This is a genomic window from Aliikangiella maris (genome assembly GCF_040719265.1).
GTDB classification, from domain to species: Bacteria; Pseudomonadota; Gammaproteobacteria; order Enterobacterales; family Kangiellaceae; genus Aliikangiella; species Aliikangiella maris.
In genome coordinates this window covers 359,488-380,134 of sequence record NZ_JBFDAH010000001.1, presented here as the reverse complement: position 1 = coordinate 380,134, position 20,647 = coordinate 359,488, and the positions used below count along the sequence as shown (strand labels likewise).

General features: G+C 38.1%; 23 protein-coding genes. 7 read left to right on the top strand and 16 right to left on the bottom strand.

Translation table 11 applies throughout. The features are described 5' to 3' along the window. Positions 1-696: 696 nt before the first annotated feature. Genes ABVT42_RS01700 through ABVT42_RS01675 form a run of 6 tightly spaced genes read right to left on the bottom strand, consistent with a single transcriptional unit; the run spans position 697 to position 5,302 of the window. A complete protein-coding gene (locus ABVT42_RS01700) occupies positions 697-2,067 on the bottom strand; it encodes a hypothetical protein (protein ID WP_353873364.1) in 1,371 nt (456 codons plus the stop codon). Between the two features lie 29 nt (positions 2,068-2,096). Next, positions 2,097-2,381 carry a hypothetical protein gene (locus ABVT42_RS01695; protein ID WP_353873363.1) on the bottom strand — a complete coding sequence of 95 codons (285 nt, stop codon included), beginning with the start codon at positions 2,379-2,381 and terminating at the stop codon, positions 2,097-2,099. 13 nt (positions 2,382-2,394) lie between these two features. Then, complete coding sequence (locus tag ABVT42_RS01690) at positions 2,395-3,045, bottom strand: hypothetical protein (RefSeq protein WP_353873362.1); 651 nt, start codon at positions 3,043-3,045, stop codon at positions 2,395-2,397. Positions 3,046-3,062: 17 nt separating this feature from the next. Then, positions 3,063-4,118, bottom strand: a complete 1,056-nt coding sequence (locus ABVT42_RS01685) for a lipase family protein (protein ID WP_353873361.1) — start codon at positions 4,116-4,118, stop codon at positions 3,063-3,065. A gap of 10 nt (positions 4,119-4,128) precedes the next feature. After that, entirely contained in the window at positions 4,129-4,911 is a 783-nt protein-coding gene (locus ABVT42_RS01680) for a hypothetical protein (protein WP_353873360.1), read from the bottom strand. 37 nt (positions 4,912-4,948) lie between these two features. Beyond that, positions 4,949-5,302: a YegP family protein gene (locus ABVT42_RS01675; RefSeq protein ID WP_353873359.1), complete on the bottom strand. Its 354-nt coding sequence runs from the start codon at positions 5,300-5,302 to the stop codon at positions 4,949-4,951. Between the two features lie 540 nt (positions 5,303-5,842). Between ABVT42_RS01675 and ABVT42_RS01670 the strand changes: the two genes are divergently transcribed. After that, entirely contained in the window at positions 5,843-6,184 is a 342-nt protein-coding gene (locus ABVT42_RS01670; protein ID WP_353873358.1) for a helix-turn-helix domain-containing protein, read from the top strand. Beyond that, the gene (locus ABVT42_RS01665) at positions 6,184-6,993 is read left to right on the top strand and encodes an ImmA/IrrE family metallo-endopeptidase (RefSeq protein WP_353873357.1); all 810 of its coding nucleotides are present in this window, start codon (positions 6,184-6,186) and stop codon (positions 6,991-6,993) included. Before ABVT42_RS01670 ends, ABVT42_RS01665 begins: the two co-directional genes overlap by 1 nt. A 118-nt stretch (positions 6,994-7,111) precedes the next feature. Here ABVT42_RS01665 and ABVT42_RS01660 read toward each other — a convergent pair whose 3' ends face one another. The 4 genes from ABVT42_RS01660 to ABVT42_RS01645 all read right to left on the bottom strand — a co-directional run bounded on the left by ABVT42_RS01660 (position 7,112) and on the right by ABVT42_RS01645 (position 11,695). Then, on the bottom strand, positions 7,112-9,850 hold the full coding sequence (locus ABVT42_RS01660; RefSeq protein WP_353873356.1) for a hypothetical protein: 2,739 nt from the start codon (positions 9,848-9,850) through the stop codon (positions 7,112-7,114). A gap of 75 nt (positions 9,851-9,925) precedes the next feature. Continuing rightward, positions 9,926-10,174: a hypothetical protein gene (locus ABVT42_RS01655; RefSeq protein ID WP_353873355.1), complete on the bottom strand. Its 249-nt coding sequence runs from the start codon at positions 10,172-10,174 to the stop codon at positions 9,926-9,928. 89 nt (positions 10,175-10,263) lie between these two features. Then, positions 10,264-10,521: a helix-turn-helix transcriptional regulator gene (locus tag ABVT42_RS01650; protein ID WP_353873354.1), complete on the bottom strand. Its 258-nt coding sequence runs from the start codon at positions 10,519-10,521 to the stop codon at positions 10,264-10,266. A 130-nt stretch (positions 10,522-10,651) separates the two neighbouring features. Then, positions 10,652-11,695 (bottom strand): tyrosine-type recombinase/integrase, encoded by a 1,044-nt coding sequence (locus ABVT42_RS01645; RefSeq protein ID WP_353873353.1) that lies wholly within the window; start codon positions 11,693-11,695, stop codon positions 10,652-10,654. A gap of 284 nt (positions 11,696-11,979) precedes the next feature. Here ABVT42_RS01645 and ABVT42_RS01640 point away from each other — a divergent pair, with 284 nt between their 5' ends. Together ABVT42_RS01640 and ABVT42_RS01635 are read left to right on the top strand one after the other, a co-directional pair. After that, positions 11,980-13,296, top strand: a complete 1,317-nt coding sequence (locus tag ABVT42_RS01640) for a hypothetical protein (RefSeq protein ID WP_367023369.1) — start codon at positions 11,980-11,982, stop codon at positions 13,294-13,296. 166 nt (positions 13,297-13,462) lie between these two features. Next, complete coding sequence (locus ABVT42_RS01635) at positions 13,463-14,068, top strand: translation initiation factor IF-2 N-terminal domain-containing protein (RefSeq protein ID WP_353873351.1); 606 nt, start codon at positions 13,463-13,465, stop codon at positions 14,066-14,068. A 394-nt stretch (positions 14,069-14,462) separates the two neighbouring features. Here the strand turns inward: ABVT42_RS01635 and ABVT42_RS01630 are convergent, their stop codons facing one another. Next, positions 14,463-14,834 (bottom strand): hypothetical protein, encoded by a 372-nt coding sequence (locus ABVT42_RS01630; protein WP_353873350.1) that lies wholly within the window; start codon positions 14,832-14,834, stop codon positions 14,463-14,465. A gap of 238 nt (positions 14,835-15,072) precedes the next feature. Here ABVT42_RS01630 and ABVT42_RS01625 point away from each other — a divergent pair, with 238 nt between their 5' ends. The 3 genes from ABVT42_RS01625 to ABVT42_RS01615 all read left to right on the top strand — a co-directional run bounded on the left by ABVT42_RS01625 (position 15,073) and on the right by ABVT42_RS01615 (position 17,516). Continuing rightward, positions 15,073-15,954, top strand: a complete 882-nt coding sequence (locus ABVT42_RS01625) for a helix-turn-helix transcriptional regulator (RefSeq protein ID WP_353873349.1) — start codon at positions 15,073-15,075, stop codon at positions 15,952-15,954. 48 nt (positions 15,955-16,002) lie between these two features. Then, entirely contained in the window at positions 16,003-16,488 is a 486-nt protein-coding gene (locus tag ABVT42_RS01620; RefSeq protein ID WP_353873348.1) for a hypothetical protein, read from the top strand. A 110-nt stretch (positions 16,489-16,598) separates the two neighbouring features. Then, positions 16,599-17,516 (top strand): hypothetical protein, encoded by a 918-nt coding sequence (locus tag ABVT42_RS01615; RefSeq protein WP_353873347.1) that lies wholly within the window; start codon positions 16,599-16,601, stop codon positions 17,514-17,516. 148 nt (positions 17,517-17,664) lie between these two features. Here the strand turns inward: ABVT42_RS01615 and ABVT42_RS01610 are convergent, their stop codons facing one another. The 5 genes from ABVT42_RS01610 to ABVT42_RS01590 form a co-directional block, all read right to left on the bottom strand. Beyond that, positions 17,665-18,084 carry a DUF2787 family protein gene (locus tag ABVT42_RS01610; protein WP_353873346.1) on the bottom strand — a complete coding sequence of 140 codons (420 nt, stop codon included), beginning with the start codon at positions 18,082-18,084 and terminating at the stop codon, positions 17,665-17,667. A 66-nt stretch (positions 18,085-18,150) separates the two neighbouring features. Then, a complete protein-coding gene (locus ABVT42_RS01605; protein WP_353873345.1) occupies positions 18,151-18,618 on the bottom strand; it encodes a hypothetical protein in 468 nt (155 codons plus the stop codon). A gap of 10 nt (positions 18,619-18,628) precedes the next feature. Beyond that, positions 18,629-18,952, bottom strand: a complete 324-nt coding sequence (locus ABVT42_RS01600) for a YkvA family protein (RefSeq protein WP_353873344.1) — start codon at positions 18,950-18,952, stop codon at positions 18,629-18,631. Next, positions 18,945-19,292 carry a hypothetical protein gene (locus tag ABVT42_RS01595; RefSeq protein ID WP_353873343.1) on the bottom strand — a complete coding sequence of 116 codons (348 nt, stop codon included), beginning with the start codon at positions 19,290-19,292 and terminating at the stop codon, positions 18,945-18,947. Before ABVT42_RS01595 ends, ABVT42_RS01600 begins: the two co-directional genes overlap by 8 nt. 91 nt (positions 19,293-19,383) lie before the next feature. Beyond that, a complete protein-coding gene (locus ABVT42_RS01590) occupies positions 19,384-20,577 on the bottom strand; it encodes a tyrosine-type recombinase/integrase (RefSeq protein ID WP_353873342.1) in 1,194 nt (397 codons plus the stop codon). Positions 20,578-20,647: the final 70 nt, after the last annotated feature.

Below are 20,647 nucleotides of genomic sequence, written 5' to 3'. Positions count from 1 at the left end.
AATAATTTTTTTTCAATCATCTATTTATCAGTTTTTTTACATTTCTAGTTTTAATTATTGAGAGAGATAATTTGAAAAATTCAGATGTAAGTAATTAACTTTAAAAACTTAGTTTCGTTTAACAATATAACGAGCAATAAATAAAAATAGCTTAACCCAAAAATAAAACTTTGATTAATGAAGTCAACGAGTAGCTTATTTTTTATGTGCTATAAGTATTCAATTTAATCTCTTTTAATTTCATACCGAGATTAAAATACTTATAGGGATAGGTTTATTCTCAAATCCACCGATGATTTAAATTAAACCTAAAGACACTATATTTTAAAATATATTACTTAGGATTCGATATTTCGATGCGATAATTTAACTAAATGAACATTAGTATTAAAAAAGTATTTTCTAAAAAAATATAAAGGGAGGTTTTATCTTATTGGGTAAAATAAAGCGACAAGAATTAACAAGATGTAAGATGCTCGTTTAGAGTATGGTACCAGAGGCCGGACTCGAACCGGCACAGTGTTGCCACCGGCGGATTTTGAATTGTTTGCAAGGCGTTAAAAATCCATAAACACATATAGATATCAATAATTTAAAACACTTCAACGCGACGGATATCGATTAAAAACAATCTATATCCGTTGATTATGTCACGCATAGAATAGGCACACCAATTCAAGTTTATTACCCGTTTTTTTATATTTTAAAAGCTTCACTCAGTTTTCTTCTGCAATCATCTAATTTGTTACCATCACTAATTAGAAGCTTTTCATTCAAAAAGGTTATGTCACCAGTACCGTTCACATTGCACTGACCATTAAAAACTACTCGGTGTTCCAAAGTAACCCCAGAAAACTTAACTTTACTAGGATCTAAATAAACATATTTATGATCAGGCATGATATCGCTACATTGCTTTATCAGCTCACCACAATGCACTTTATCATTTAAATCAAATTCAAATGCAACATTACCCAGGTTACTATCAATATTCTTAATAAAGGGAAGAGCAAATACACCAATATAAAAATAGATCGCAACATAGTGGATAGCATAAAAGCTTCTAATTTGAAGACCTTTATATGCTGTAACATCATCACTTGATGTAAAGCTATCACCTTTAAACAGTGCTTTAAACAACCATTTTATTTTTTGACCGTAGCCACTTTTTGCCAATGGTGGTAGGTAAGGCATCATCGCTATACCAGAGTAAACCAAATAGCAGATTGGAATAAGAACAAGCGTGAATATAAAAACTGTAGACAAGGTTAAAGGGTAATCTGAACCATTTAACCCTGATAAAGTATTGAGTTTAGAATAAGTTACAACTGTGATAAATAAAGATGCTGTTACCACAACCAACTTATTCAAATTAAATTCAAAGAAAATAGACTTTAAAATTTTATCATTTAATTTAAGTTTATTATGAAGACTTAAAACAGAGAATGACCAGATGATAAAGCTAAAAACAAAAATTGTTAAATTACTGACCAAGTCAAGTTTAGAAAAAAGTCCAACATAAAATAGAGCTGAAACACTGCCGATTAAACCAAACCAATGAAAATAATTAGGCGGTTGCTCAAATTTATCCAATGACTTAGCCCATGCATCCACCTTATATTCAAAAATAATAAATGATTTAAAAAGTAAGACTTTTATCGTTAAAATGAACCCTAACCCGGAAAGAAGAACGATATTAAGAAGATATATAATTTTTTCTTGTGATAACAAAAAGCTTCCTACAGCAAAAACGAAAAAAGTAATCAAACTCCTAAATAAGTAGCCTTTATACTTCTCCGAGAATTCAGCTCCACTTTTGAAGTGATCACGGTACAACTTATAGGAATTAACGAACCTTGATAAAAAGTACTTACAGAAGAAGAAGCTATAAATAATAGAAGCAAATAAGTTTGCATCTACTACTTTGCTTCCATCCAAAAAACTATATAAATATAACCACCAGACTACGAACAACAGTTCAATTAATGAAACAAAGCGCCGCTCCGGTTGTGACTGAGGTTGCGACTGCCGTTGTGGTTGAACTTGTTGGTGAGTTTTTTCTGACATTTATATATTCCTATTTAACTAAATTATATTTACGTTAGTTTTGTCAATAAAGTAAGTACAACCCCTGCAAACTCTTCTGAATTACTAATGATTGAATTAACTTTGTTGTTTCGTGTTTCTGCTGATTTAACTATTTTTAATAGCTCAGCTAACTTTTTGAGATCTGCCGGTTCCGGAAATAACTCATTAACTTCATCATCGGTTAACCTCGTAATAGATGAAATGTGCGATGCTAACTTTGTATCAACGGCATCGACTGATTCTGTAATAGCCTGATCTACGTTTTGGTCAAATTCTTCCCAATTAATAGGCATAGGAGCCTCCTTATTAGATTGATTCTTTAATATCTTTGATTTTCTTTACAAACTTCTTCACTGAATCAGCTTTATCATTTGCTTTGCGACCTTCAACCAGTAAACCTGACACCGCGGTATCTGTTCTATCTATAAGAGTTGCAAGCTTATCATCCGTGACCCCGAGCATATCTAAGTACCTGTCTCTATTTTCCGTAACTTTCGCTGCTGATAGTAAAAAACTTGTTATACTGTTATTTATCCCTCTTGCTTGCTCGTATTCAGCTTTAATATTGCTTGTAATATGCCTTTCTAATTCATCAAGAGGCTGTATCAACTCAAGTCGCTTTTTATTTATAGCTTCTTGTAATTTCGGCCCAGTTTTCATCAAAAACATTAACCGCTGCTTCTTATCATTCTCTGAAACAATAGTATTCCACGCATCAGCCATGAAAGGCTTTTGAAAGAATTCGCTGGCAAACTCTGGCAGCCATACCTCTTGAATAAACCTATCTACTTCTAACCTTTTCTGGTCAAAGTATCGGTTTAATAACGTAACGTTGGCACTTTCTAATGCTGAAATCCTCTTCCCTAATTCACTTGATAAACTAGGGGCTTCAGCAGGAATTGTTGCACAACCAGATATAGCGACTAAACAAATGGCTAACAGGATATAATTACGCATGTTGAAATCCTCCTCTTTTAATTTCGGTTTGTAGCAACAATGGCTAACTTTTTACGGTAAAGACTTATAGAGTGGTCAGCCAATGGCTTGCTCCAAGGCAATGCTTTAACATAAAGCATTTTTATGCGGTAGAAGAAGCTCACAGAATACAGCAAGTTAACCGCGTCATAATTCCCACCAGTACAATTAGTTAGATAGCGCATGTTGCCACCATGAAGATAACCACCAAATTTGGATAGAAGAAAGCGCCTAATACTTTTCCCGACTCGTGGTATAAGCCCTAACAGCCAGCTAAGTGCAGAAATCGTATCTGAGCCAGGAGGCATCATAGTCACACAATCAGCTGCATTTACTACACGATAAAGGGGAGTTTTAATGTTTGATATCCACTCCTCGTCACCAACTCTAGGAGCTCCATATGTATAACACGCAGCAATTCCACCAACATGCTTTAGTTTCTTAGCAGCAATTGTAGCTAGTGCCCCACCCAAGCTATGGCCAGTAATAAATAGCGGCTTGTTTGAATACTTTTCTTTGTTTAGGAAGTTTTGAATATCAAGCTCAACTTCTTCAAAGGCACCTTTAAAACCACTATGAATGTTACCGCCACTGTCACATTTAGTAGTATTCGCTTTAGCATCTGACTTAATATCTTTTATACTGGTTGCCTCAGTGCCCCTAAAAGATAAAGTAATAAATTTATTGGTCGAGACTAAGATAGCCTGAGTACCATTGGAATCGAAAGTTGTAATCAACTCCGCATTTAAAGAGCTAAGTTCAGCTACCAGTTTCTCGGTTTCTGCTTCATGGTCATAGCCAACAATATCAATTAACTTAAGTAGACTAGATTTCTTCGTCTTTTCCGCAAACTCTTCCAAGTACTTTGTAATCAGATCTTTCTGTACAGTACTTGTAAACAGCGGGTTAAAACGGATATAAGCCAACTCAGAAAAGCAGGCCATAAGCCATGATGTTCTGTCACTATATGCTTGACGATAGGTAGGTACTTCTTTAGCCAATAAATTATCGACCATTTCAACTTCTACTGCATTTTGAGCAATTATTTTTTTCATGACCTATCCCCTATTGGCTAGTCCATCGAGCAATGTGCTCATTTATAAGTAAGAAAGAAAGGACTCCGAAGAAAGTACTTAATACAGTTCCTTTTCTGCCCGATACAACTTCGGTAGCTCTAACCATGAAAGACCAGAAGCCCTGCATCACACCTCCAGTTCTCTGATTCATTAAACTTAAATAATGAACACCAACAAATGTTGTAGTTAGAATTAGTACAGTTAAACAAGCGACACCCAAAACGTGAGTTATCATAAATGTCCTTCCGTAATCGCTAAGTGATTTGAAATAAAATTTGTACACTCCAGCTTCTTTAGCTAAGGGCGTTAGCTCAGGATCAAATCTACTTTTTACTTCTCCAAGTAAATAAACAGACAAAGACAAAAACGCTAAAGGAAATAGAATATAAACCCACCATTCATTACTAGTAAACTGCCCCTTGAAGAGAGAGATAACAGTTGTTGTTAAGCAGAAACTTAAAACCCCAAATAATGTAAAGCTCAAATATTGATGAACTTCAACAGCCCAAACCGCGTACTGCCATATGATAAATAACAGCCCGACTCCCGCGGCAATTACGATTCCGCCATCATCATTATTCGATTTACTACGATTTCCATTCCGATAAATAACGCGCTCTTTATAAACTTCTCGCGTCTTTATGATTGTTCTTGGCGTTTGATTGTCCGCTGACTTTGTTAACCCTGCAAACAAAGCCCCAAAAACTATTCCCATCAAAGGCGACAGCAGCAAGCTATGTGTGAAATTACTGTTTAACCATTGCTCAAACATGCATACCTCTCAAGCAGAAAAGCTAGAGCAAAGAGCCCTAGCTATATACCGAGCTAGTAGTTAAATCCACTACATCTGCAATTGGCGCATTGCGCTTAACAGATTCAATTCCGTTATCTCGGCCTTGAGCGGATTCATACATTTCACTGCTTGTTCCAATAATTTGATGATTATGAGCAGAGCGAAGATTAAAGTAATACTTATCATTACTAGAAGTTAGTCGATCATAGTTTGAATCAGTAGGAGCATTAGCTTTTACTGACGCGATACCATTTCGACAATTTTGTTTGGTTGTATAGCCCTCGCTTTTCAAAATGACCTCTGAATTAGAAGCTTTTAAACGGAAGTAAAACTGGTTATCTGCACCAGTAAAAATTTCAAATTTAGTCATGATTAAACATTCCTATATAAGTTAATAAATATTGACCAATATGGTCTTCACACGAGATCACTTGTTTTGCGGATCAACTACAGTTATGCTTAATCACGTTCTGACGGTGTTTAAGTTTAACCAAGAGGCTGCGACCTCAGTTTTACAGCCTGAAGGTTCAAGATCTGCCAATCTAAACCTTTATGTCCACTGAACACAGGTATTGACTATTAGTCGATACCTACCTTTCTTTTGTGACACCTTTGAATGGTGTCTTATCACTTGTTTTCACATCCATGAATCGACCAGTCGTAGAGTCCCTTTTTACCCAATGACCACTTGAAGTTCGGGTTTGTGAGCGACCTCGCACTGCACCATGTCTTCTGTTGTCACCTGATACGCCATTTTTTGCCATTGTGTTACCTCATAATAAAAAGCGTTAAACATCGTTAGATATTTCTAACGACTGTTAGATTAGTCCTTACAAAATATCTTGTCAAGATCTATCTTTATGCTAAAGTTAGATATATCATACGGACTGAAAAAAGGTTGGGGAGTAAAATGTCGTTATCTGCAAAGCTAAGAGATCTAAGGGCAAATAGACAAGTATCACTGCAAGTTGTTGCTGATGCTATCGGGGTTTCAAAGCCTCATGTATGGGAGCTAGAAAAAGGAAAAACTAAAAACCCGTCATTAGAGCTATTAAAGAAGTTGGCAAAATATTATGGCGTTACTATTGATTTTCTTGCTGGAGAGTCAGATGAGCAGCCTAAAAATCAAAAAATTACAGCCTTATTAAGACAAATTGATCCCGATAATAAATCAGAGGAAGACTTGAAAGTTATTGAAACAGCCATAGAAATGGCTTTATCATTTTTGGAAACTAAAAAAGACGGAGTTTAATGCTGAAATTAGATACCATGGAGTTGGCTGATGCTTTTTCTCCAAAGGAGTTGGTTGATGAAATCTATAGGCAATGTCCAGATATTACACCGCCAGTGCCAGTTAAAGAGCTAGCTTACGCGGCTGGTATAATAAAAATAGAGCCCATTGACACTGAAAGCATCGAAGGAATGTTAGTTACTGGCGAAGGCAAAGAGTATGGCGTCATATACTTTAACAAGTCTAATAATCGGCCAATCGGTAGACAGAGATTTACAATCGGGCATGAATTAGGGCACTTTTTGTTGTTGCATCACAATGGCAACAGAACATGCAGTAATGCTGATGTGTCCTTTTCGTCGTATTCTTTAGACACAATCGAAAAAGAAGCTAACGACTTTTCTCAATTACTGCTGCTACCCGAACACCTTCTTAAGAAAGAATTCGATAGTTTATTGCCTAGTATCGAAAACCTACAAGAGATTTCAGACCTGTTTCAAATGAGCTTTGAAGCTACTGCAAACAAGTGCACCAAATACGGTTCAAAACCTTTCGCTTTATTTTATTCTAAGGATGATAAACTCAGGTATTGTTGGCGCGACTTTAAGAAAGTTCCTTACGCACTGAATATAGATAAAGGCGAGTTATTGCCTGAGTCTAGCCAAGCAAGACAGTTGAAGGTCAAAGAGCAAAGCGTATCAGAGGAAGTGCGGGTTCAAGCTTCTTGTTGGTTTAAAAATACCGAAAAACATAAGCTCCCAGAGATCATGATAGAGCAAACATTTTTTCAGAAAAATGGATATAAAGTCACCCTACTAAGAGAGAAATAGACACCCCCATAACCTTGCAACACACGACTCCTAAAACCAATAAAACATAAGACTTGGCAAGCAACCATCAAACGATCAAAAAGAAAAAGGCTACAGTATTTCGTAGCCTTTCAGTTATTTAAGCGATAAGCCTTCGCTCTAACTCGTCTAACTGTTCGGGATCAAACAAAGCCTGATATTCAAATTCAGGGAAGCGTTCTAGCAACAGGTGCAATAGCTTAATCGCCTTATCAGTGACGGGAACAACACCTTCAACAAACAAGGCTCTGGCAGCACCACGCACTTCGTTGGCCGTTGTAATGTAGCCATTATCAGTCAACCATTCAGCTAATTCTTTACGCTCAACGCTGCTACTATTTAAACCACAACAATTTTGCATATAGGCACGTATGAACAGCCTACGTAGAATGCCATCACTACCTTCACCAATCTTCTGACCATCCTTGGTTTTCAATACTTTTCCATCTTCACCTTTAAGAAACTGGTAACGTATACCCGTAGGCAAGGTTAAACGTGTAGTCAGCCAATAATCTTCCCAACTTTCCCAATCACTCAGGCGTTTAAGGCAGTGATTAACACGCCAGCCATCGAAGCGAGCGCGCATTTCCATTGCTTCATCCAAGTTCTTATGCGGCACTGTTTCACAGAAAATATGGGTAACACCGTCATGAGTCATTTCTACGGGGTTAACTAACTCTCTTTTCATATCCCACTCAAGGTTCATCACCTGAGTTCGTTCAACAGAAACAAAGTCACGCTCATCAATGAACATTTCACGGTTAGAGATTAAGTGCTTAGTTGTTATCTCCTGACCTACATAACGATTAAAGTACAAATCACGCATATATTGGTGCTTGTCTTCAACTCCTTTAGGTAGGGTGATGCCTGCACGTGCTTGAATCGGCTCTTCGCCATCAATGAATTCAACGGTTTCCTGACCACGGTTTTTCATAAAATTCAAACGAGCAACCTCATGCTTCTTAACTAGAATTTCCTTATCGCTAGATTCAATCATGTGATAACACTCACGAAAACGCTGGCAAATAGCACCGTTTAGATTTATCTCACCTTTGTCTAAATCAGCAGTTGTTGTAAAGCCGTCAGTCGTTACATTGCCTATGTAATGCTCTTCTGGAATGCTCAACATCATCTCTGTCATTAATGCTCTAGCATCACTTGTCACAATTAAAGCAAATAAAGGATTAGTTATTGGTGATTGCGGTATTTGTTTACTTAAACCAGAAGATGTATCAAACACGGCACGCTTCCTAAGTCCCTGTGCTAATTTTCCATACAAACTATTTCCAATTTCTTTCCACATGCGCTCTTCAAAAGAGCCAGTCTCATAGTTATTTCGCTCTGCCCGAACTTCCTGCATAAATGCTAAGAAAATACGATTGTTAGGATCTACCCAATCGCCGACCACGCCTTGAATTATTTCAATTTCCACGCCAGCGTTTAATGCAACTTCTATTTCAGAACTACCAACAACACATTCACCTTCTTTGACATAAAACAGACCTTTGCTACCAGCGTTAACTGGCAACGTAGTTACACGCGGATTTCCATGATGTTTAAACTTGATGTATGCAACACCGAACTTGTCCCCTACAAAATCTTGAGGGTTCTTGGTTGTTCGGAAAGACTCGAAATCCAATGGTCGCAACCTATTAAGAATGGTGGTGTAGCAAGAAGGGGCGTCATAGTCTTTCCATCGACCTTTAGGAGACAAACCATTCAGAAAGCTTTCATTCCGACCGCCGTGATAACCCTCAATTGCAAATTGTTCAAAGATAGAGCGTAGCAAGCTAACTACTCGCTTTTTCATGGTAACGGGCTTGGCTTTCTTATGTGACCAAACCGTTTCTTTGATTTCTTCGAAACCAAATACCTCGTTAAAGTCACCTTCAAGAAGGGATTTAAAGCGCTTAACGCCGATACCACCAATTGTATATGGCACGGAAGAAAAGCCTAATTCATCACAACAAAACTCAATCATCTTTTCCATATACAAGGCCGCAATTTCACTATCACGTATGCTGTACTCATCAAACTTTTCAGGAGCTTCAAGCATGAACTCGATCATTCTTTCAATGCTATATGGCGCTTCAATATCTATTTTCGGTAAGCCTACTAATTCGCCCACTTTCTTTAGATTAAAGCCTGCTGGAGCAAGTAACATTAAGTCATAGAAAGATATATCTACTTCACGGCGGTTGCGGTTTTTATCCCATAGCTTCTGCTCGCTAAAATCTAAGCCACGGTTATAGACCGCTTCGATATCTACGGCATAGTCTTCTTTAATGGTTACTACTGATTTTCGCACACCATCTAAGCGAGTCTTAAAGTCTTTAAACGCACCTGAAAAGCTAAACAAATCAGCGCGGATCATAAAAGCCGCCATCACTACATGCTCTGCATCTTCCCAACCTGCTAATACTTCAGCTTTAATTGCGGCTTCAATAGCTTTGACGAAGAACTTATCGAACTTCATTCGACCTGATTCGTCAAATTGTTTAACTTTAAACACACCGCTGCACTGCTGCCCGTCATAGTGAATACAATAGGAGTAGGCTATTACGGTATTCTTATCTTCATCTTCGTCATACTGGTACTCAGTATCAAAACCGAAGATAGGGCTTAATCGCATATCATGGCGTTTTCGCTGACGTTTCTTTTTACCCGATAATTGCTCTTCAAGCGCGTTGCGCTTCTCGGTTAATAGAGCTTCAATATCAATAGAATTATTTGAATAGCTTCCAGCCGTTTCAAAGGACGGCATAGCCATATTGGTATTAAATCCAGCTCTGGGCGAAATGCTAAAATATGGCTGTTTAGTATTAATTGATTCGATCATAGTAAAAAACTCATAAAAAAAGCCCTGATATTCAGGGCTATTTGAAAATGCTTGACGGCAAAGGTTAAAAGTTGGTTAGGCCTCGTAGCCTAGTCGTTTCCAATCAATTGGCTTATTCTCAATTATTGCATTTGATAATGCGTCACTTACCAGCTGAGCTTTCTTGGTATCTGACTCAGGAAGCCAAAACAGCAATGCATTATTCTCACCTAAAACGGCAACGCCTGTATCAGTTGGAGTAATAGAAATTGCATGATTCTTGTTAAACGCACCTACTGGTGTGCGAATGAAGTTCGATTTATTTAATTTTCTAGCTGTAGACATAATGTTTTCCTCTTTGTTAAAAATATTCATTTAGTGAGCCGCCAAGCTCGGTTAATAAATGCCAATGCACTGCATTGACGACTAAGTTGTTACAAACCCAGTAAGTCTTCTAAGTTTGTTTGCTGCTCAATTTCCGCATCACGTTGACGCTGTAATTGCGCTTGCTCTTCTTCCCATGCCAATACTTCAGTCAATCGAAATCGAATGGGACTATTGGCATGTGGTCCAATTTTGATGAAAGGAGGTAAAGACCTTTCACCCTTTACGGAACACATGGTGTTCACGCTTTTAACCGAGAGCTGATAACGCTCTGCGATTTGTTGCTTAGTTAAAAATGTTTCTTCCATCCCCCAAACCTGAGTGCTATTCGTGTTTAATCGGTAGGGATAGAATGAGGGAGTTCTGAATTTATTTAGAAAAGGCGGGGAAGGTTGGGAAAGTTAACCCAACCTTATTAAGGTTAAATGATGTTTATTATTAGCAAGAGGAATCGGCTTCTAGGGCAGGAAAATTAAGGATGTTGGCTGTCATGTCATCTGCCACATCATCCACAACATTTTGTAAACGGTCATCTTGAAAAAAAGCATAATGCTTTTCAGTGACAGACAAAGAGGAATGGCCTAGCAAAGTGCTAGCAAGTCGAATATCACCTGTTTGCTTTAGTACATGAGAACAAAAGCTTTTACGCCCAGCATGGATGTTAAATGGCTCAGTTGGAAAGCCTGCTTGTATCGGGTGATTGCTACCATTAACCGCAATACCCGCACGTTTACAGATACGTACAAACACAGATCTCGGATAGGATATAGGCGCGTTGTCTTTTAAAGCTGACGGAAAAATATATTCATTCCAGCTTAGACTAGTTGCGGTTCTCACTATCCATTGTGCTTGTTTAGATAAGAAGATGGTTTGCGGTTTACCCTGCTTAGTATCACGTAGATATATTGCGCTGAAATCAGGCGAAACCATTTCTTTGCGAATAGTGCAGCAGTTACCAATGCGCATTCCCGTAAATATCATCAGCAATAAGCATAGAGCATGAAACGAGAAGTTATCTTTGGTGGGATCAGCTTCTTCCAAGCAAGATCGAATGAAGGCGACTAGCTCAGCCTCTGTCAGCGTTCGGGTGTTCACATTACAGTTGTTACGGGCTGGCACAACAGACACTGGATTCTTATCTAATAGCTCATATTTAACGGCTAAAGAAAAGATACCTGACAATAATGCGCGGATAAGGTCATGGCTTCTATCAGATAAATGCTCAGGTAAATCATTTAGTAAACATTCCACATTGAAGCTTTTAATATCTTCAAGCCAGTGATTACCAATACTTTCACGTATATAGAGGTTGTAGCGGCCTAAGTCACTCTTCCAGCTCTTCTTATTCTTCTTGGCCTGTTCAATACAAATACGGTCAAAGAATCGATTTAAAGTGACTCGACGAGATAACTTGTTTAACTCTCCCGATTCAATTCGTTCACAATATTCATTAGCTAATCGCTCAAAAGTTTTAAGGCTCATGGTAGGAAAGGAACCAAGAGTTTTTACATAGCGCTTACCTTTCCAGCACTTTCTAACTAATAGTGACTTACGAAGGCTATAGACAATCAATCGCAAGTGAGGCTTGCCCTTTACCCTATACTCAGTATCTTTATCATCAATTCTCGCTGCCGCTTCGAATGCTTTTTTCGTATAATCAATTTCAATGAACATGGTCTTCTCCCATTTTTTAGTTAAGCGGGAAATTGCATCATGTTTTTATCAGTAAGTAGTCGATAACGGGGAAGATTGGAATAATGGACAAGGTGATAAGATCGGTTTCTGAAGAGTATTTACTTCGACTAGGCTCCAATGAGACACAAGTTAAAGCTATAAAATACGCACTCGGTATCGACTCCAGTTTAACTAGTGAAGAATTATTCGAAAACCTCACTTACCCTTCAAAAAGACTAGATGGGATAGAAACCAAACTAGAAGAGCATCATTACCAGTATTTATTACATAACACTCCAGCACCTAATTACACTAAAAATACCCTTTCTGGCACTTGGTTTAAGGTTTCCAATTTATTCGGGAAGTTATTGGCTATTGCTGGTAAAGATCAAAAATACGGCCACCACGAAACCCAGTTATTTAAGCTCATTAATGACTTATGTCCATTGGATGCGCCTAGTAAAGAATACGTTAATGTTACTCTGCTACTACCTAATCAAGAGATTAAAGGCAGTGAAGAACCACAACACCATGAACTAGAAGGCTATAACGCCAAGTGGCAATGGTACAAGTTAAGGAAAAATCAGGTTAAATCTCAGATTGAGTCTGATCCTACTTGGTCACTTAAGCTATTTCTGGCCTTTTCATTCATGGGATTAGCCAATACTTCGATTGATAAAAAGAATGGTTCCAAGCTGCTCTACAACCTACTAAATACCAGCAATTCACTGAATGACTTTCATTTCTATGACTCAGCTTTATACCGAGACTGGATAGAAACTAACGGTACTGCACCAGAAAGAGTCGATAATATCTTCACTCAAACATTGGACAACTCAGCTTATCTAACGGTTTCGGATAAATTAGCCAATGCTGTTGATGAGCCCGCATTAGTTAAATTATTAGCTTTACCTTCTGTTGAATTAAAGACAAAAAAACAAATCCAATTCGCCAGTACATCGGCATTGAAAGACAGAGGCCGTAAAGATCCTAGCCATTTCATTAATAGCGCCAAAAACATTCGTTTAGCATTAAATTACCTCTTCTGCATGACATCAGGCACAGCCATCACATTACAAATTCCTATTGAGCCTGTTGGTGCTAAAATGAAGCACTGGCAGCTTAATACACCTATGGTCATTGCTCCTATTGGATTGGTAAAATTTATAGAAGACGTTAAGAAAAAGAAAACAGCTAATAAGCCTGAGGAATATGATGTATCAACGCTTCCGACTAATGAAGACGGCTCAGCTATTCAATATAATGACTTAGAAAACATGACTGATTCACAAATGCATAAACTCATGGCTGACACGCTAGCAAAGAGTATTAATGTTAATGACGACGCAGATTTGTTGGGGCAAATATATAGATCAATGCCTAGAATTGATCCTGATGAGGCGTGGTAGCATTACAACCCCCATAATATAAAAACACACGTTAACTAAAGTTAGTAACTTCAATATGTTACTCTTAAAAATAGAAACGAAATTAGAAGTGAAAGAGGCACTAAATCACCAGTCTAATGATATTTACCCTCTCAGAATTAAAGATAAATGGAAGTAAACGAAAGCCATGAAAAACCCGACATATAAAGACTATATCGAAGCGGCTAAGAATATAGAACTATTGTTAAAAAATGAGCTTGGCGCTACAGGTGATAGTATTATTAGCCAAGCTATATCCGTACAAAACTCTTTAACTGAACCTCAATTAAAAAAATTAAAAGCTTTAGGTGCTGCTCGCAATAAGCTAGTCCATGAAGAAAACTTTTCAGAAGAAGATATGCCTGAGAACTTCTTTTCTCTTTACGATAGTGTAGTGAGCGAGTTACAACCAGTTTATCTTAATCCCCATTCAAAAAAATTAAAGTTAAAAAGAAAACCAAAGACAACTGTGAAAACACTTGCTAAGGAAATGGGTGTAGTCCCAAGCTATTTGTTAAAACAACTTAACGAAGCTGGCCTAAACATTAAAGATGAGTTCAGCCAAGTATCAGAAGCTGATAAAGAGACGCTGCTCGTCTATTTAAAAAATAAACCCGTTGATGACTTTAGTGATACTAGTATTAAAACCGACAATACACCTATCAGTAACCCTAGCAAGGACGAAAACAATAAAACATCCTCAGCTCACTCTATTAAAGCGATACTGCAATGGATGGTAGATACTCTCGACTAACACTATGAGGCAATCACAATTGTGATTGCCTCTAATAATTCAGATATTCTAAAGATTAATAGCCCGTCTCAGTTAACAATGCCAAAAGACCTGCACGTCATCGCATAATTGCAGGAACGATTGGGTTAACTAAAAGAACAACCACCAAACCCCAATAGCAAACGCAATTAGAACCACTTTAGGTGGCAGCTCAAATAGCGTTCCAATTACAATCACCAGCACTAAGTAAATTATAAAGCTAATTAAGAAAGACAACATAGACTTTACCCCGCGCAAGTCACAAGTACTAAAAAGAAAAAAGCAGCTAATACAGCTGCTTTCGGATCTTCAAATATCTTATTTAGTACTAGAACAATCACTACTAAAACAATGAAGTAAATGAGCGAACTCATAACTAGGATGCTTCCTGTTGCTCTGAATGACTTGCCAGTGCCCCTGCGATATAAACACCGTAAGCATATGCAAATACACCAGCAGCCTTACTCAATGTGAAATCCCAAGTCCCATCAACTAAGAACCACACAAATAACGCAAGCAATATGAGAGAAGGAACTCCAACTAGAAGCATTGTAGCTTTGTTTAATAGCTGCGATTTTGCACCAAGCAGAACTGCTAGCACTGATAAGGCAAAGCCAACGCCTAATACGCTAGAAAATACAGCTCTACCTAGGTTGAATTCGTCAGCACCCCAAGCCAGCCAAAATATATAGATTGATAATAGTGCTGAGATTACAGCTAAGATGAACTTATTCTTCGATGATTCCATGTCTATTCCTTCTTATTGATCTTTCAATAGTTAATTCAAGTGTAACTAGTCTGCTCGACAGGTTGTGTCGCGCCGAATCAGTTGGTTTAAATAAAATGCGAGGTGTTTTGGCTATTCGGAGAGCTAAGCCAAGAGCTAAAAGCCTTATGTCAAAAGGCTTAGCGTAATAAAGCTAGATTCGTAAAAATTTTCACATGGACGTCACCTCTTTTCGCAGTGCCCCCATAGAATTATGTGGATGACTGAACATGACACTCTGGCTAAAAGGTTAGGATTGATACTTACTCGATTAAATTCTGGTGAGCGCTTAACTTTGTCCGTTCTAGCACAAGAGTTTAATGTGACCGAAAGAACACTTCAGCGAGATTTCAATGAGCGACTTTGTTATCTGCCAATTGAAAGAGACGGCTCGACTTATTCTCTAAATCCAGTGTACTTAGGTAGAAGTAGGAAAGCTGATCTTAAGCCAGTTTTAGAACAACTGGGCTTAGCTTCAATGTTTCCATCTTTTGATGTTTTGTCACTTAACAGACCTACAAACAAGCAACCGCCATTCTTGTTTCGAGATATTAAAGTTGAAGATATATCCGAATACACCGAGTCCTTCAAACAACTTACTTTGGCCATTCAAAATCATCATTTGGTCGACTTTGAATACAAGCAACAGACTTATCTTTTTTCTCAGCCTTATAAGCTCGTGAATGACCGTGGGGTTTGGTATTTATCTGCGTTACATAATGGGACTTTGAAATCATTTAAAGTTACTAAGATAAGTAAGGTAAACATAGCTCCTGAAAAGTTCGAATATGACATTTCTGTAGAGCAGCAGATTCGACAACAGGCCATGTTATGGTTAACAGAAACACCAATAGAAGTCGTAGTAAAAATTGATGCTGCAATAGCCAGTCATTTTACCTCTAGCAACCTGCTGCCAGAGCAAAACATCATCAAAGAGCTTGATGACGGTTGCCTATTAGCAACAGCATTAATAACAGACAAAAATCAAATACTCCCAGTACTAAAGTATTGGCTGCCTGATATCGAAATTTTATCGCCTAAAGAATTGAAACAAGCCTTATTAACAGAGTTACAGTTTTCCATAGACAAAATGAGTAAATAGGCGCAGTGGAGAACAATAGATTGAACATGTTCAAACTAAGGAATTCTTATGTCTCAATCTATCTTAATGGCGCTAGATATTGCACCTGAATCAGTAGGCCAAACAATAACATCAGCACATGGCTTCATCAGCATTTTCGACTTAGAAGGCAATGTTCTTGACCGACTCTTTTCCGATGAAAGTCAGTCTCTGGATCAGCTAAAGCTATCGCTGTATGAGGAACTAAAAGCGACGGAATCCGATCTACGGAGCTTCATCAACACTGAAAACGATGATCTGATCCGCTGTAGCATCATAGGCAGAGTAGAGCATATCACCAACTTCGGCGTTGCGATCTTCAATAAGCAAGACAAGCTGATTCATTATTGTCACGAGCCTATCAACGACTGCTGTGAAGATATTATCGGGCAAATCGAAGGCTACCCAACACTGCCAAAAGAAGACTGGAACCCTTGCCCAATGGGTAACGATCCTGAAGACTTTATTGAACCGATAAAGTGGGAACTAACCAGTTTTTATGGATTTAGAAGCTAACGCGCTTTGCGTTAGCTTTATTTTTTCATCCAAACAAGTTAACTCAATATTTGAACAATCGAAATGTGCGACCTAAAATGATTATCCTTAATAGTTAGTAAGGATGCTATATGAAAGCGATTATATCTGATTCGATTAAATTTAATGCTAATGAAGCTATATCAATAGAAAATACAAACTGCATGAGTGCGTTGATGTCTATAACTAGAGGTTACTCGTCGCGAAATAGTTCGTTTGAGGAACAATGTAATGCAGTCCGATTTGTATTTGACGAAGTGGAAGAGTTCAGACCAAAGGCACAAGGTGACAGTTATATTTTAAGCGAAATTACAAAATGTGACCTATTTTCGAAAAACTCTACTCCTACTTCCTTTGAAAATGCCGTCCGCGAAATATCTTCAGATTGGATTGACCCAAAAGCAGTAAATAAAGTGCTAAATTCAATGATTCCTAGCATTGAAAATAATAGTTCAATTGTAATATCACCTGACGCTTTCATTAATGCACACACCATTAGACAAATTGACAACTATTCTCAAGAGTCGATTCTAATGTTGCTAGCTAGCTGCGGTATTACGCTAACACTCCCCTCAATACAAGCGTTCGATACTAACGAACTTGACGCTTTTAAAGAAAAGTTTGCTGAAGAAAGGCAGAATTACCTAATATATATATCAAAATTCGTTAATGAAGTAGCTAGAGAGTTAGAAAGTAACAAACCCAATATAAGTGATATCTATGAACAAGCACAAAAATCTTTTTCTCTCGATCTAAAACTCAAGGCCAGACATATAGATATTGCAATAGAAAAAGCTAAAAAGAAGAGTAAGAAAGAAGTAAATACCTCTTTAAAAGAAAAAGCATTTTCAATAGGAAGTGCTTTGCTTCAAGGGAATTACTTAAAAATAGGAGAAAAGTTATTTGATGCATTAGTAGCTTCTCATAAGAAGAAAAAAGAGATTGGTGCATCATTATCAAAATATGAAGAAGCGGCTTATATATATCAAATAAAAGATAAATTTTCCTAACAAGGTTAAAAACGGCGGATACGGAATCCGCCGCGTCAATCTGAAAGTAAAAAACTAAACCTCTTACTAGGTAAGGCCTGTAGCCCTACATGTGAGAAATAACCAGAAGACCTTCCGTGTCTTCTGGTCTTTTCCCGTTACTTTTAGCTTAGCTAAACGCTATTTCAACCGTGAACACATCCATTTCGACATAATCAATGAAGTTGGTTAGAAACAGCTCGACTAGTTCATCTGCACTCACTTTGGTCAGCAAGCCTAAATGCAAATGGGTTACTTCAGCTGATTGAAAACATACATCAATTTCTTTCACCAATTCAGGGTATCCAGTACCGTGGTAGCTAAAGTCAGTGATGTAATCAAAATGCCATAACGCCTTTCGCTTAATCAGTCTTATCTCGACAGGGTGAAAACCACCGTTTTCAGGACTGTAATTAACATCTCTGAAATTAAAGATAATGCTAGTAGCTGATTGATTAGCGTTAGACCATTTAGCCAGTTCAATGTTTAATACTGAGAACAGTTTTTCAGGCACAGCAAAGCACTGGCTTTGGTCAAAAGTCAGTTTCATTATGATTTCCTTTTTTAGTTTGCTAGAGAACCCTAGCGGCGAGATACCAGTATGAGCTGGTGCTATTTACTTACTATTGGCGAGCTTGAGTAATGTCTCTCTTCTGCTCTTAAAATTCTTATTAAGCACATGAAGAAAGATAGAGTTTTCGGTTGAATCTGTCAGTGCTATAGCACTACAGCGTAAAGCCGCAGCAATGAAAGAAGCGTTATTGGCGCTCTTACCTTCAAATACTGGCTTGAATACACCAGATTTGAACGGTTTATCTTCCTCTTGCTGGTCTAATATTTCTAAGATGGTAGATAGTTTCACCCATTCTTTCGAGTGCAGACCGCCACCATCATTACCTTTCAGTCGAAGTTCAAGTTCGTTAGTTTCTAAGTGCTTACCCAGCTCAAAGTAAATAAATCCAGGTTGCTTAGGGCTGAGTTTACTTGCCTTATCATCAATCAGAATTTGATGGGTTTCTGGTAATTGCTCAGCATCCGCTTTTTTACTATGTTCCTTTTGATCTTTTGTCGTTTTACGAGCCATGATTGGCCTCCTATAGTTGGTTGAAAATATCGTTAGCTTGGCCTTTGTGATGTGGTTGAATATGACTCGTTACAGCACCAATTGCAGTGCTAATACATAACAAGTCATCGCTGTAGCCCAATGTAGGAAGTGCATCAGGGATAGAGTCCATCGGAAAAACTAGATAGGCGATAGCAGTGATACAAACCGCTTTAACCCACTTCGGTGTATCGCCATCAAGAATTAAGCTGTAAAGCAAAAGTGCGCTTTCTGTAAGCTGCTTAATGCCTTTAATCTGCTTGAGCTTTTGCCATGTTTTAGTATGACTGAAAGGACTTTGCTTTTTCCTAGCCATCCACCACCTCAGTCATATCAAGGTTTGATGGCAACACTAAATAACACCCTGCGCCTTCATCATTGATAATCGCAAGCAACAAGCGATAGCCATTTGGTAACGCTTCTTCAAATTCAGGATAGTTAAGGCAAAATGAAATTGATTGACGTATAGAACCACTAAGCTCTACCAAATTTGTATTTTCGTATAGCACTATTATGGTGCTAGGGCATTCTTGCCAGAACGCTTGTGCCTCTGACTCGCTAGCAAATGGCTCTACTAGATAATTGATTAGCTCTGACGAGACTTTGACTGGTAAACCTATTTCGTCGGCATCAGGCCAATGGTTAATGATCTGCATGATTAAATACTCCAGAAATGAAAAAGCCAGAACCTGCAAAGGTTCTGGCTGTTAATGTCGTATTAGTGATATGTGTTTAATATGAGTGTTGTTACGAGTTAGACGTGAGTAACCCATCCAAGCTGTTCATGGTATCGCGCTGCTTATCTGGTGATATCTTGCTGTAACGCATCGTTGAACTTAAATCCTTATGATTCAGCAGCACTTGTACAGTGCGAATATCCGCGCCTGTTTCTCTGCTATGACTTAGCATATTGCTCGCAAAAGAGTGCCTAGCTGTATGAAATACAACTTCCTCTGGCTTATGTATTCCCGCCCGTTTCTTTATAGTCTCAAATGCGTAACGTCCTTCACAAATAGGCCTGTTTGCCTTTGTGCCTGCAAATATATAAGCATTACCACTTACACGAGGTAAATCACAGATAATCTCAAGCATCATATCTGTAAGATATACAACATGAGGTGTGCCGTTCTTGGTTTTACCTATAGTCAGTGTTCGCTCAGCTAAGTTAAGATCTTCCCACTTCCTTAATCGCATTTCAGAAGCTCTACAGCCAGTTAGAAACAACATGGCAATGTAGGCACCAATCGTGAATTGATGATAACGCCTTGCTTCTTTAATAATGGCTTGTACTTCTTCAATAGAGCAGTAACGAGTACGAGCATTATTTTCAGGCAACATTGACACCTTTTTAGCAACATTAGGAATATCTAGCAGCTTTTCAGCTAATGAACCTATTGTTTTGACCAAGGCTAATACACGATTACAGGTCGCTGGTGCGTAGTTACCGCGCTTTGATTTCGTCGCCATCATTTCGTTTTGCACATTTTGAACATGACTTGCTTTTAGCTCGTCATAACGGATATTCCAGATAGATTTACAATGATGTTCAAAGCGAGATACATCATCGTCCCAAGATTTCTTTCGTTGTTTTGCTACAGGTAAGTAAGTGCTCCAGAAAAACTCTGAAACGGTAGGCATGTTACTGGTTGAGCTTTTAGCGCTCTGCGGGTTAACGCCTTCGGCCAGTTGCAACTTGTATTTGCTAGCGATGCGGCGAGCAGCACCAACATCGACTTCGGGAAACCTGCCCAGTGCGATACTGCATTTTCGACTTTGAAAGGTATACCTGAGTAAGAAGCGTTTACTGCCATTCTTACCAGATAGGCATTTAAGACCAATAATTTCAGTATCTGATACTTCTAAGTCAGTACCTTTAGCATCTTTGGGATTAGCTGGTAATGCCTTGATGCTAGCATTGGTGAATTTGAATTTTTTCTTCATATAAAACCTCGGTTGATTGGTTATAACCGAGGTTTTGATATGTGTTTAAAAGTTAATATGTCGCGGGGGT